We start from the raw sequence: 12511 nt of genomic DNA, 5'->3' as shown, positions 1-12511 counted from the left end.
GGTCCTGGTCAACCCGCACGTTTCCAGGAGGCCACAAGGATGCCTGCAATACCCCTGCGCGCCATGGTGCTGTGCGCCAACCCCGGCCGTTTGCTCAGGTACGGAGCGCTGTTCAACCGCTGCGGCTACTTCCACCTGAGCCTGTGCCTGGACCGACGGGAGCTGCGGCGCTCCCTGGACCAGGGTTACCCGTACGACTATTGCCTCTACGACGGATTCCGCCTGGACCAGGGCTGCAAGGGCACGCTGGCGATGCTGGGACGCAGCGGCAGCATCCGGCGCTTCCTGCTGGTGGGCGAACTCGATTGCCGCGAGAAGCGTCTGTTGTTCGAGTGGAGCAGAGGCCATGGCCTGAGCATCGGCGCGGTGTCCGACCGGCCTTTGGGCCAGGTCGCCCTGGCTGCGTTGATCAAGCGTGATCGCGGCTGCCCCGACCTCCTGCGCGGCATCGCCTGAGGCGGCTTCCGGGAAGATGAGGTAAGGTCGTTTTCCAACCTTCCATGGCGAGACAGCATGACCGTCCAGGCCGACATCCTCAAGGCGATCGAAGGCATCGAGCATGGCTTCCAGCAAGCCGGCCAGGCACTCTCCGAACGGATATTCCATTGCCGGCAGGTGCATGGCGCCGAGATCGTCGACGCGCGCTCGTTGTCGGAATCGGGACGGCATGCCGCCGACGGTGTTTTCAGCGAAGGGCCGCTGGCGGTCGCGGTGGTCACCGCGGACTGCCTGCCGATTCTCATGAGCAGTCGCGACGGTCGGGTGGTGGCCGCCCTGCACGGCGGCTGGCAGGGGCTCGTCGCCGGTATCGTCGGCGCGGCGGTGGCGCGCTTCAATGCGCGCGGCGTCGCCAGCGCGGACATCCGGGTCGCCATCGGTCCCGGGATCAAAGCCTGCTGCTACGAGGTGAGTGCCGGGTTCATCGAGGCGTTGCAGGTCGGCCACGGCCGCCTCTGGGAGGGCGCGGTGCCGCCCTGGAGCCAGCGTCGTCCGCTCCCCGAGCGGCCACCCCGGTTCGCTCCGCCCGAGCCAAGGCAGGCGGAGCAGGGCGCCTGGCTGGACCTGGTGGCCTTCTGTCGCCAGTTGTTCCAGGCCGCCGGCGTCGGGCCGGCGCAGATCGAAGCCAGCGCCGTCTGCACCTACTGTTCCGGCGATGCGTTCGCCAGTCATCGCCGACGCCAGCGCCTGGGCGAGGAGAAGCGTCAGCAGTACGCCTGGATCGCGCGCAAGCCGTGACCGCGTATCGGTATTGTCCGGAAATCCTGGATAGTCATGACGGTTGTCTGCTGTTTATCCGCCAATACCCGGCTTCTAGACTTTCCCTGTCGATGCGTGGCTGTCGCCACGCTCATTCCAGGAGAGTCCCAGCATGCCTGACATCACCCAAGCCGCCATCGTCACCGGCGCCTCCCGCGGCATCGGTCGCGCCATTGCCCGGCGGTTGGCCGCCGACGGTTTCGCGGTCGCGGTCAACTATGCCGGCAACCAGACCATGGCCGACGAGGTCGTGGCCGAAATCGTCGCCGCCGGCGGCACGGCCATCGCCGTACAGGGCGACGTGGCCAGCCCGGAGGACATGGACAAGCTGTTCGAAGCCACCAGGGGCGCCTTCGGCCGCATCGACGTGGTGGTCAACAGCGCCGGCACGATGCCCTACCTGAAGATCGCCGACGGCGACCTGGAGGGCTTCGACCGGGTGATCCGCACCAACCTGCGCGGCGCCTTCATCGTGCTCGGCCTGGCTGCCCGGCATGTCGAGCGCGGCGGACGGATCATCGCCCTGTCCACCAGCGTGATCGCCCGGGCGCTGCCCAGCTACGGTCCGTACATCGCGTCCAAGTCCGGGGTCGAGGGGCTGGTGCACGTGCTGGCCAACGAGTTGCGCGGCCAGGACATCAGGGTCAACGCGGTGGCGCCCGGCCCGGTGGCCACCGAGCTGTTCTTCAACGGCAAGAGCGCCGAACAGATCGACCAGATCGCCAGGCTGGCGCCGCTGGAGCGTCTCGGCGAGCCGGACGAGATCGCCGCGGCGGTGTCTTTCCTCGCCGGGCCGGACGGGGCCTGGGTCAATTCCCAGGTGCTGCGGGTCAACGGCGGTTTCGCCTGAGCCGTGTGGGCGGGGCACGAAAAAGCCGGCGCGAAGGCCGGCTTTTTCGTGGTCGCCACTGGCGGTCAGCGGTCGTTCTTGGTCGAGGAGCCGATGGCGTTGCTCAAGCCCTTGCTGTTGTGATCGCCGGGGGTGGTGGCGGAGATCGCGCTGGCCTGCGACAGCCCGCGGCTGTCGCGGGAGCTGGCGATGCCGGAGGTGGCTGAACCATGGCCTTTGCTGGAGTGGCCGCCGAGGTTGCCGCCATGGCTGCCGCCCTTGCCGCCGCCATGACCGCCACCGTTGCCGCCGCCATTTCCGCCCTTGGCATAGGCGGAGCCGACAGGAGAAAGCTCGCCAGGCAGTAGGGTGCTGCCCGCGAACAGCAGGCCGAGAGCAGCTACGGCGAACAGGGTATGTTTTTTCATTTGAGGGATGCCTCCGCAGGCATGTGGTGTGCCGTCTAAAGACCGTTGCGCGAACGACAGGTTCTGTGGAAAGCGACGGATGGCGGGCCCTGCCGGTGGTTCCTCCTTCAGCGGTTGCGCCAGTGCTCGGCGAGCAATCCGTAGAGCGCCGAGTCGGAGACTTCTCCGGAAACGATCCAGCGTTGTGCGAGCAGGCCCTCCTGGCGGAAGCCCAGGCGCTCCAGGCTGGCGGCCGAAGGCCGGTTGCGCGGATCGATCTCCGCCTCCAGGCGGTTCAGGTCGATTTCATCGAAAGCGAACGCCAGCAGCCTGCGCAGCGCCTCGCGCATGTAACCCCGGCCCTGGGCTGCACGTGCCAGGCAGTAGCCGAGTTCGGCGCGGCGCGAGCCTTTCTCGAAATGGAAGAGGATACAACTGCCGAGCAATTGGCCGTCTTCTCGACGCTCGATGGCCAGGTTCAGGTATTCGCCGTCGACGAGCGCCTGGCTGTCCCGCAGGATCGCCTCGCGGGCCTGCGCAGGGGTCGTCCACGGCGGTGTGTTCCAGTAACGCATGACTTCCGGGTCGGACATCATGGCGAACAGCGGCGCGGCGTCTTCCTCTCGGAAAGTGCGTAGCCGCAGGCGCGGGGTGTCCAACGGGTGGGGAAAGACGAAGTTCATCGGGCGCTCCTTTGCCGAGGTCGGAGGCTGCGCAGCTTAGCGCGCAGCGGCGAGGTCCTGGAGCTGATGTGCGTGCGGATGTTTCGCCGTGCGGGCTGGCTCAGTCGCCGGGACCGCCGAGTAGCAGCATCTGGTTGCCATCCGCGGCGTCCGGCGCGAATCCCTCGGGACACTTGCCTTTCAGGTGCCAGGCGAAGGCGATGATCTCGGCGATGGTGCGATACAGCGCTTCCGGAATGGCGTCGCCGAGTTCCAGGCGGGCGAGCAGGCGGACCAGCTCGGCGTTCTCGTAGATCGGTACCTCGTAGTCGCGGGCGATGGCCAGGATCGCCTCGGCCAGTTCGGCGTCGCCCTTGGCGGAAAGGGTCGGCGCGGCCTGGCCGTCGTAGCTCAGGGCGATGGCCTGGCGCGGGGCGGGTGACTGCTTTCTGTTCATGCGGTTTCGTCTACCCAGCGTTGTTCGATGGTCGCTCGCGGGCCCTGGGGCGGGCGGCCGCGTTGGCAGGTGATCTCGCCAACGGTCAGGCCGGCGTCGCGCAGGCGTTGGCGCAGGTGGCCGAGTTCATGCTCGACCAGCCGCGCGGTCGCGTCTCGCTCGGCCCAAAGCTGGCTGGACAGGCTGCCGCGTAGCAGGGTCGCCTGGGCGTGCAGCGGTCCCAGCGGCTCCAGGTCGAAGGCCAGTTCGACGCGCCAGAGGCTTTCGCGGGCCTCTTCGCCGGTCTTGCGCTGTTCTTCCTGGAACTTCACCTGCAACGGTACCACCGAGTGCTGATGGCGCATGGGCACCTCCATCTGCCAGGTCGCCAGTTGGGTGCCATCCGGCAGGGTGCTGGTCTGCGCCAGGCTCGACAACTGATGGGTCTGCAGGCGGGAGATCGCCGCGGCGGCAAGGCGCAGCAGTGACTCCAGTTCCATGTCCTCGTCGAACAGTTGGAGAACCTTGCTCGGCAGGGGAAAGTTCAGTGCCTGGGTCTTGTTGGCGCTCTGTCCCAGGTTGCCCAGGGCGTTGCGGACAAAGGCCGGCAGCGCCTGGGCCAGGTTCGCCGTGTTGCCGGCGAACATGCCCGGCGCCTGGGCGCCGGTCGGCGGCAGCGGCGACAGCTGGGCGAACAGGCGCAACAGGTTGGCCTTCAGGTCCTGGCCGAGATGATCGGTGGCGCCCTGCATCAGGCGCGCCTCGAGGAACAGGCCGCTCTGCTGCAGGGCCTGGCCGAGCAGCTTGGAGTCGCCCATCTTCTGCGCCTCCGGCAGGCCGGCGAAGAGGCGCTCCACGGCCTGGCGCAGGCTGTCCGGCAGGTCGTTGCGGCCGTTCAGCCCCTGCAGGGCGGCGAACAGGCCTTCCAGGGAAGCCTGGCGGGCGCTCTGCCCGGCCAGTTGCTGGCCCAGCGCAAGCTGGTCGAGGCGTCCGCTGAGCGGCAGGAAGTCGATCTGCTGGCTGTTTTTCACCAGCGCCGTGAGCAGGCTGCCGACCGGCAGCGCCTGGGGCGAGTCGAGGCTCAGCTTGCTGCCGGCGAGCGGCGTGTTGAGCAGGTTCAGCAGGACCCGGTAGACCACCTGCTGGGCCTTGTCCGCCGGCAGCGCGGTGCTGGACAGGACCTTGCCCTGGAGCAGGGTGCCGGGCGGCAGTTGCTCCAGGTCGAGGCTGCTCAGCGGGCCAGCGCCGGCCATGCTGTCGAGCAGGGTTGCAACCACGCTGGTGTTGCTGGTGGCGCTGACGTTGAGCAGGTTGCCCGGCACCAGCGGCCGATTGCTCTGCACTTCCACCAGGCTCTGCCCGCTGTTCGCCAGGGTCAGCTTGAGCAGGACCTGGAAATTGTTCGCCAGGCCTTCCTTGACCGCCAGCACCTCGGCCTTGCCCGACTCGCCTTCGCCCAGCAGGCCGGCCAGGGTCTGCACCAGCTTCAGGGTCATCTCGGCGTCGGCCTGGGCGTTGCCCTGCGATTGCGCCGGCGGCAGCGGGCGTGGGGCGGAAACCGGGGGTAGTGGCGGGGAAGCGCCTATCTCGGCTGGCATGGGTAACAACCTGTCTTAAACGACCCTGCGGAGGCTGGGGAAGGGCGTGTATAATGCCGCGCCTGTCAAACAGGCTGGCCGCGTCGTCACCAGTATAGCGGCCGTGTTTATCCCGACTTTAGGGTCTGTTCCGTGAAGGCCTCCGGCGCCGCGACGAGGAGAGACGCTTGGCGATGTTGTTCGATGTCCGATCCTGCTGAAGTCCCCACAGCCAGCCCCTTGCTGGAAACCGTCGGGCTCGCCTGCGAGCGCGACTGGCGCATGCTGTTCGAGCGCCTCGACCTGCGCCTGGCCGCCGGTGAGATGTTGCAGGTGGTGGGTCCCAACGGCAGCGGCAAGACCAGCCTGCTGCGCCTGCTGTCCGGACTGATGCAGCCGACCGCCGGGGAAGTCCGCCTGAACGGCCGGCCGCTCGCCGAACAGCGCGGCGAACTGGCCCGCAGCCTGCTGTGGATCGGCCACGCCGCGGGAATCAAGGGCCTGCTCAGCGCCGAGGAGAACCTCACCTGGCTCTGCGCGCTGCACCAGCCGGCCAGCCGCGAGGCGATCTGGCAGGCCCTGGCCGACGTCGGCCTGCGTGGCTTCGAGGACGTTCCCTGCCACACCCTTTCCGCCGGCCAGCAACGCCGCGTGGCGCTGGCCCGCCTGTACCTGGACGCACCGCCCTTGTGGATCCTCGATGAACCCTTCACCGCCCTCGACAAACAGGGGGTGGCGCAACTGGAAACGCACCTGGCCGGGCATTGCCAGCGCGGCGGGATGGTGGTGCTGACCACCCACCACAGCCTGCAGCAGATGCCCGCCGGCTACCGCGAGCTGGACCTCGGTGCGCTCAAGGCGGCCAGCGGCGCGACGGTCGAGCCGGCGCTGGGCGACCCGGCATGAGCAACGTCTTCAGCCTGCTCCTGGCGCGCGAGGCGCGCCTGCTGTTCCGCCGACCGGCGGAGCTGGCCAATCCGCTGGTGTTCTTCGCCATCGTCATCGCCCTGTTCCCCCTGGCGGTCGGGCCGGAGAGCCAATTGCTACAAACCTTGTCGCCCGGCCTGGTCTGGGTGGCGGCGCTATTGGCCGTGCTGCTCTCGCTGGAAGGGCTGTTCCGCAGCGATTTCGAGGACGGTTCTCTGGAGCAGTGGGTCCTTTCGCCGCACCCCCTGGCTCTTCTGGTGCTGGCCAAGGTGCTGGCACACTGGCTGTTTTCCGGGCTGGCCCTGGTCCTGATGTCGCCGTTGTTCGCGCTGATGCTGGGCCTGCCGGCCCGTTGCATACCGGTGCTGCTGCTTTCCCTGTTGCTCGGTACGCCGGTGCTAAGCCTGCTCGGCGCCGTCGGCGCGGCCTTGACCGTGGGCCTCAAGCGCGGCGGCCTGTTGCTGGCGCTGCTGATCCTGCCGCTGTACATCCCGGTGCTGATTCTCGGTAGCGGGGCGCTGCAGGCTTCGCTGCAGGGACTGCCCAGCAGCGGACATTTATTGTGGCTGGCGAGCCTGACGGCGCTAGCATTGACACTCACGCCATTCGCCATCGCTGCCGGCCTGAAGATCAGCGTAGGCGAGTGAGTCCGCCCGCCGAAGGCATCGGCGGGCGTGCGGTACCGGGCGGCTGTGCCGCCCACGCTTGACCCGGGCTGGCAGCGGAAGGTCTGCCCGGTATTTCCAAAGAGCCCTGTAAACAGAGCCTGATGATGAATTGGACATGGTTTCACAAGCTTGGGTCGCCCAAGTGGTTCTACGAGATCAGCGGCCGCTGGCTGCCCTGGTTCGCCGTGGCGGCGGCGCTGCTGATCGTCACCGGCTGCGTCTGGGGGCTGGCCTTCGCGCCGCCGGACTACCAGCAGGGCAATAGCTTCCGCATCATCTATATCCATGTGCCGGCGGCCTTCCTCGCCCAGTCCTGCTACGTCATGCTGGCCGTGGCCGGTGCCGTCGGGCTGATCTGGAAGATGAAGATCGCCGACGTGGCGGTGCAGTGCGCCGCTCCCATCGGCGCCTGGATGACCTTCGTCGCGCTGCTTACCGGGGCCGTATGGGGCAAGCCGACCTGGGGCGCCTGGTGGGTCTGGGACGCACGCCTGACGGCGATGCTGATCCTGCTTTTCCTCTATTTCGGCATCATCGCCCTCGGCCAGGCGATCAGTAACCGCGACAGCGCGGCCAAGGCCTGTGCCGTACTGGCCATCGTCGGCGTGGTGAACATCCCGATCATCAAGTACTCGGTGGAATGGTGGAACACCCTGCACCAGCCGGCCACCTTCACCATCACCGAGAAACCGGCGATGCCGGTGGAGATGTGGTTGCCGTTGCTGATCATGGTCCTCGGCTTCTATTGCTTCTTCGCGGCCATGCTGCTGGTGCGCATGCGCCTGGAAGTGCTCAAGCGCGAGTCCCGCACCACCTGGGCGAAAGCCGAGGTGAAGGCCCTGGTGGAGAAGGCACGATGAGCTTCGAATCGTTCGGCGACTTCCTCGCCATGGGCCATCACGGTCCCTACGTCTGGTCGGCCTACGGCATCAGCCTGCTGGTGCTGGCGATCAATGTCGCCGAGCCGCTGCTGGCCCGGCGCCGCTACCTGCAAGAAGAGGCGCGTCGTCTGCGCCGGGAGGCCCAGCAGTGAATCCGGTCCGCAAGAAACGTCTGATCATCGTCCTCGCCATCGTGGCGGGTGTCGGCGCCGCGGTGGGCCTGGCGCTGTCGGCCCTGCAACAGAACATCAACCTGTTCTACACCCCGACCCAGATCGCCAACGGCGAAGCGCCGACCGACACCCGCATACGCGCCGGCGGCCTGGTGGAAAAGGGTTCTCTGCAACGCAGCGAGGATTCGCTGAACGTGCGTTTCGTGGTCACCGACGGCGCCAAGGAAGTGACCATCGCCTACCATGGCATCCTTCCCGACCTGTTCCGCGAGGGGCAGGGCATCGTCGCCCTCGGCAAGCTGGGCGGCGACGGCGTGCTGGTGGCCGATGAAGTGCTGGCCAAGCACGACGAGAACTACATGCCGCCGGAAGTCACCAAGGCGCTCAAGGACAGCGGCCAACTGAAGCACTACGAGAACGGCAAGGCCGCCGGCGAGACCTCGTACAACCAGGAGGGCAAGTAGATGATCCCCGAACTCGGCCACCTGGCCCTGATCCTCGCCCTCTGCCTGGCCCTGGTGCAGTCGAGCCTGCCGCTGGTCGGCGCCTGGCGCGGCGACCGCCAGTGGATGAGCCTGGCGCGCCCGGCGGCCTGGGGGCAGTTCGCCTTCCTCGCCTTCGCCTTCGGTTGCCTGACCTGGGCCTTCCTGCGCGACGACTTCTCGGTGGCCTACGTGGCCGGCAACTCCAACAGCGCGCTGCCCTGGTACTACAAGTTCAGCGCCGTCTGGGGCGCCCACGAAGGTTCGCTGCTGCTCTGGGCGCTGATCCTCGGTGGCTGGACCTTCGCCGTGTCGATCTTCTCCCGGCAACTGCCGGAGGTCATGCTGGCCCGCGTGCTGGCGGTGATGGGCATGATCAGCACCGGCTTCCTGCTGTTCCTGATCATCACCTCCAACCCGTTCAGCCGCCTGCTGCCGCAGACCCCGATGGACGGCAACGACCTCAACCCGCTGCTGCAGGACGTCGGCCTGATCGTCCACCCGCCGATGCTCTACATGGGTTACGTCGGATTCTCGGTGGCCTTCGCCTTCGCCATCGCCGCACTGCTCGGCGGCCGCCTGGACGCCGCCTGGGCGCGCTGGTCGCGGCCCTGGACCCTGGTAGCCTGGGCCTTCCTCGGTATCGGCATCGTGCTCGGCTCCTGGTGGGCCTACTACGAGCTGGGCTGGGGGGGCTGGTGGTTCTGGGATCCGGTGGAAAACGCCTCCTTCATGCCCTGGCTGGTCGGCACTGCACTGATCCACTCGCTGGCGGTGACCGAGAAGCGCGGCGTGTTCAAGAGCTGGACCGTGCTGCTGGCGATCGCCGCTTTCTCCCTGAGCCTGCTGGGCACCTTCCTGGTCCGCTCCGGCGTGCTCACCTCGGTGCACGCCTTCGCCTCCGACCCGGAGCGCGGGGTGTTCATCCTCGCCTTCCTGCTGCTGGTGGTCGGCGGCTCGCTGACCCTGTTCGCCCTGCGCGCGCCGGTGGTCAAGAGCCAGGTCGGCTTCGCCCTGTGGTCGCGCGAGACCCTGCTGCTGCTGAACAACCTGGTGCTGGTGGTGGCGGCCTCGATGATCCTCCTCGGGACCCTCTACCCGCTGCTGCTCGATGCCCTCAGCGGCGCCAAGCTGTCGGTCGGCCCGCCGTACTTCAACGCCATGTTCCTGCCGCTGATGGCGGCGCTGATGGCGGCCCTGGCGGTCGGCGTGCTGGTGCGCTGGAAGGACACCCCGAGCCGCTGGCTGCTCGGCATGCTGACCCCGGTGCTGGTGGCCAGCGCGGTCCTGGCGGCGGCCGGTTCGATGTACTTCGGCGATTTCAACTGGGCGGTGCTGGCGGTGTTCCTGCTGTCCGCCTGGGTGGTCCTGGCCGGTTTCCGCGACTTCCTCGACAAGACCCGGCACAAGGGCGTGCTGGCCGGCGCCCGCAGCCTGACCCGCAGCTACTGGGGCATGCAACTGGCGCACCTGGGCATCGCCGTGTGCGCCATCGGCATCGTCCTCAGCAGCCAGTACAGCGCCCAGCGTGACCTGCGCATGTCGCCCGGCGACACCGTCGAACTGGGCGGCTACCACTTCCTCTTCGACGGCGCGAAGCACCACGAAGGGCCGAACTACACCTCGGACAAGGGCAGCATCCACGTCAGCCGCGACGGCAAGGAGATCGCCACCCTGCATCCGGAGAAGCGCCTGTACACCGTGCAGAGTTCGATGATGACCGAGGCAGGGATCGATGCCGGCTTTACCCGCGACCTCTACGTGGCGCTCGGCGAGCCGCTGGAGAACGGTGCCTGGGCGGTGCGCGTGCACGTCAAGCCGTTCGTCCGCTGGATCTGGTTCGGTGGCCTGCTGATGGGCCTCGGCGGCGCCCTGGCGGCGCTCGACCGGCGCTACCGGGTGAAGGTGAAAACACGTGTGCGCGAGGCCCTGGGCCTCGCCGGTCAGGGAGCCTGAGTCTTGAAACGAGCGATTCTGCTGCTGCCGCTGGGGATCTTCCTGATCGTCGCGGTGTTCCTCTTCCGCGGCCTCTGGCTGGACCCCAGCGAGCTGCCCTCGGCGCTGATCGGCAAGCCGTTCCCGGCCTTCGACCTGCCCAGCGTGCAGGACCCGGCCCGGCGCCTGACCGAGGCCGACCTCAAGGGCAAGCCGGCGCTGGTCAACGTCTGGGGCACCTGGTGCCCGTCGTGCCGGGTCGAGCACCCGGAACTGACCCGACTGGCCGAGCAGGGCGTGGTGATCTACGGGATCAACTACAAGGACGACAACGCCGCCGCCATCAAGTGGCTGAACGAGCTGCACAATCCCTACCTGCTGAGCATCAGCGACGCCGACGGCACCCTGGGCCTGGACCTGGGCGTGTACGGTGCGCCGGAAACCTACCTGATCGACAAACAGGGCATCATCCGCCACAAGATCGTCGGGGTGGTCGACCAGAAAGTCTGGCGCGAGCAACTGGCGCCGCTGTACCAGCAACTGCTGGACGAGCCGGAGGCCCGATGAAGCGTTTCCTCGTCACCGCGCTGCTCGGTCTCGCCCTCTGCGGCGTGGCCCGGGCCGCCATCGACACCTACGAGTTCGCCAGCGACGCCGAGCGCGAACGCTTCCGCAACCTGACCCAGGAACTGCGCTGCCCGAAGTGCCAGAACCAGGACATCGCCGACTCCAACGCACCGATCGCCGCCGACCTGCGCAAGCAGATCTACGGCCAGTTGCAGCAGGGCAAGAGCGACGGCGAGATCGTCGACTACATGGTTGCCCGCTACGGTGATTTCGTTCGCTACAAGCCGCCGGTCAACGAGCGTACCTGGCTGCTCTGGTTCGGTCCGGGCGCCTTGCTGCTGTTCGGCGTGCTGGTGATCGGCGTGATCGTCCTGCGCCGCCGGCGCACCGCTGCCAAGGTGCAAACCACCCTGTCCGCCGAGGAGCAAGCGCGCCTCGCCAACCTGTTGAAGAACGACAAATGATCGATTTCTGGCTCGCTGCCGGCCTGCTGCTGCTGGCGGCCCTGGCATTCCTGCTGATTCCGCTGCTGCGTGGCCGTCGCGCCCAGGCCGAGGAAGACCGTACCGCCCTGAACGTCGCGCTTTATCAGGAGCGGATCGCCGAGCTGGCCGGCCAGCAGGCCGCCGGCACGCTGACCGCCGAGCAACTGGAGAATGGCCGCGCCGAGGCTGCCCGCGAACTGCTCGCCGACACCGAGGGCAGCGGCGAAGAGCGTAGCTCGCGCCTGGGCCGGGCGGTCCCGCTGGTCGCGGCGCTGCTGGTGCCGTTGGTCGCGCTCGGCCTGTACCTGCATTGGGGCGCCAGCGACAAGGTCGAGCTGGCCCGCGAATTCGCCCAGGCGCCGCACTCCATGGAAGAGATGACTGCGCGCCTGGAGCGCGCGGTACAGGCTCAGCCGGATTCCGCCCAGGGCTGGTACTTCCTCGGTCGCACCTACATGACCCAGGAACGCGGCGCCGATGCGGCGCGGGCCTTCGAACGCGCCGCCGAACTCAGCGGGCGGCAGCCGGAAGTGCTCGGCCAGTGGGCGCAGGCACTGTATTTCTCCGGTGGCAAGAAAATGACCGCGCAGATCAAGGCCCTGGCCGACGAGGCGCTGAAGGGCGACCCGGCCGAAGTGACCACCCTTGGCCTGCTCGGCATCGCCGCCTTCGAAGAGCAGCGCTACGCCGACGCCATCGGCTTCTGGGAGCGCCTGGTGTCGGTGTTGCCGAACGAGGACCCGGCACGCTCGGCGATCCAGGGCGGCATCCAGCGCGCCCGCGAGCGCATGACCGAGGCCGGGCAGACTCCGCCGGCGCCGGCCGCGCCCGCTGCCGCCGGGGTGACCCTGACGGTGAAGGTGGATATCAGCGACGCGGTGAAGGGCCAGGTCAAGGCCGACGACAGCGTGTTCGTCTTCGCCCGCGCCGTCGGCGGCCCGCCGATGCCGTTGGCAGTGAAGCGCCTGACCGTCGCCGACCTGCCGGCCGAGGTCAGCCTGAGCGATGCCGACGCCATGATGCCGCAGCTCAAGCTCAGCGGTTTCCCGCAGGTCGAGCTGGTGGCACGGGTATCCCGCGCCGGCAACGCCATCTCCGGCGAGTGGATCGGACGCGGCAAACCGTTGTCTACTGCCCAGTCGTCGGCGCAAGCGCTGACCATCGACGGCCCGGACCAGCTCCAGGCGGCCCGGCCATAACGACAATCGGTTGGGGAGGTGCGGCG

At 68.0% G+C, this 12511-nt stretch carries 16 protein-coding genes; 12 read left to right on the top strand and 4 right to left on the bottom strand.

All coding sequences use genetic code 11. From position 1 onward, the window contains the following. The first annotated feature begins 39 nt into the window (after nt 1-39). The 3 genes from LJF27_RS06995 (at nt 40) to LJF27_RS06985 (ending at nt 2107) form a co-directional block, all read left to right on the top strand. The gene (locus LJF27_RS06995) at nt 40-456 is read left to right on the top strand and encodes a hypothetical protein (protein WP_003083108.1); all 417 of its coding nucleotides are present in this window, start codon (nt 40-42) and stop codon (nt 454-456) included. Nucleotides 457-513: 57 nt separating this feature from the next. Continuing rightward, a complete protein-coding gene (locus tag LJF27_RS06990; protein WP_003083110.1) occupies nt 514-1236 on the top strand; it encodes a polyphenol oxidase family protein in 723 nt (240 codons plus the stop codon). A gap of 133 nt (nt 1237-1369) precedes the next feature. Next, the gene (locus LJF27_RS06985; RefSeq protein ID WP_003083112.1) at nt 1370-2107 is read left to right on the top strand and encodes an SDR family oxidoreductase; all 738 of its coding nucleotides are present in this window, start codon (nt 1370-1372) and stop codon (nt 2105-2107) included. 65 nt (nt 2108-2172) lie between these two features. On the opposite strand, the gene LJF27_RS06980 is transcribed toward LJF27_RS06985, so the two are convergent. The 4 genes from LJF27_RS06980 to LJF27_RS06965 all read right to left on the bottom strand — a co-directional run bounded on the left by LJF27_RS06980 (nt 2173) and on the right by LJF27_RS06965 (nt 5087). Beyond that, nucleotides 2173-2514: a hypothetical protein gene (locus LJF27_RS06980; protein ID WP_003117799.1), complete on the bottom strand. Its 342-nt coding sequence runs from the start codon at nt 2512-2514 to the stop codon at nt 2173-2175. A gap of 107 nt (nt 2515-2621) precedes the next feature. Further along, entirely contained in the window at nt 2622-3176 is a 555-nt protein-coding gene (locus LJF27_RS06975; protein ID WP_003145121.1) for a GNAT family N-acetyltransferase, read from the bottom strand. A gap of 100 nt (nt 3177-3276) precedes the next feature. Continuing rightward, nucleotides 3277-3612 carry an EscU/YscU/HrcU family type III secretion system export apparatus switch protein gene (locus tag LJF27_RS06970; protein ID WP_003083121.1) on the bottom strand — a complete coding sequence of 112 codons (336 nt, stop codon included), beginning with the start codon at nt 3610-3612 and terminating at the stop codon, nt 3277-3279. Next, entirely contained in the window at nt 3609-5087 is a 1479-nt protein-coding gene (locus tag LJF27_RS06965; protein ID WP_003083123.1) for a flagellar hook-length control protein FliK, read from the bottom strand. Before LJF27_RS06965 ends, LJF27_RS06970 begins: the two co-directional genes overlap by 4 nt. A gap of 285 nt (nt 5088-5372) precedes the next feature. Here LJF27_RS06965 and ccmA point away from each other — a divergent pair, with 285 nt between their 5' ends. From ccmA to ccmI, 9 genes are all read left to right on the top strand, one after another. Continuing rightward, nucleotides 5373-6074, top strand: coding sequence for a cytochrome c biogenesis heme-transporting ATPase CcmA (ccmA, locus tag LJF27_RS06960; protein ID WP_003083126.1), 702 nt, complete (start codon nt 5373-5375; stop codon nt 6072-6074). Then, on the top strand, nt 6071-6742 hold the full coding sequence (ccmB, locus tag LJF27_RS06955) for a heme exporter protein CcmB (protein WP_003083130.1): 672 nt from the start codon (nt 6071-6073) through the stop codon (nt 6740-6742). The genes ccmA and ccmB overlap by 4 nt, the downstream gene beginning before the upstream one ends. 122 nt (nt 6743-6864) lie before the next feature. Beyond that, nucleotides 6865-7623: a heme ABC transporter permease gene (locus tag LJF27_RS06950; RefSeq protein WP_003118689.1), complete on the top strand. Its 759-nt coding sequence runs from the start codon at nt 6865-6867 to the stop codon at nt 7621-7623. Next, entirely contained in the window at nt 7620-7796 is a 177-nt protein-coding gene (ccmD, locus tag LJF27_RS06945) for a heme exporter protein CcmD (RefSeq protein ID WP_003083136.1), read from the top strand. Before LJF27_RS06950 ends, ccmD begins: the two co-directional genes overlap by 4 nt. Next, nucleotides 7793-8281 carry a cytochrome c maturation protein CcmE gene (gene ccmE, locus LJF27_RS06940; protein WP_003107323.1) on the top strand — a complete coding sequence of 163 codons (489 nt, stop codon included), beginning with the start codon at nt 7793-7795 and terminating at the stop codon, nt 8279-8281. The genes ccmD and ccmE overlap by 4 nt, the downstream gene beginning before the upstream one ends. Next, nucleotides 8282-10255, top strand: a complete 1974-nt coding sequence (locus tag LJF27_RS06935; protein ID WP_003107324.1) for a heme lyase CcmF/NrfE family subunit — start codon at nt 8282-8284, stop codon at nt 10253-10255. It begins immediately after the preceding gene. Between the two features lie 3 nt (nt 10256-10258). Further along, nucleotides 10259-10801: a thiol:disulfide interchange protein DsbE gene (gene dsbE / locus LJF27_RS06930; protein WP_003083138.1), complete on the top strand. Its 543-nt coding sequence runs from the start codon at nt 10259-10261 to the stop codon at nt 10799-10801. Continuing rightward, entirely contained in the window at nt 10798-11265 is a 468-nt protein-coding gene (ccmH, locus tag LJF27_RS06925) for a cytochrome c maturation protein CcmH (RefSeq protein WP_003087150.1), read from the top strand. The genes dsbE and ccmH overlap by 4 nt, the downstream gene beginning before the upstream one ends. Beyond that, nucleotides 11262-12485, top strand: coding sequence for a c-type cytochrome biogenesis protein CcmI (ccmI, locus tag LJF27_RS06920; RefSeq protein WP_023116651.1), 1224 nt, complete (start codon nt 11262-11264; stop codon nt 12483-12485). Before ccmH ends, ccmI begins: the two co-directional genes overlap by 4 nt. Nucleotides 12486-12511: the final 26 nt, after the last annotated feature.

It is taken from the genome of Pseudomonas sp. 203-8, assembly GCF_020708595.1.
Lineage (GTDB): Bacteria > Pseudomonadota > Gammaproteobacteria > Pseudomonadales > Pseudomonadaceae > Pseudomonas > Pseudomonas aeruginosa.
This window is presented reverse-complemented; position numbering and strand designations above follow the sequence as displayed.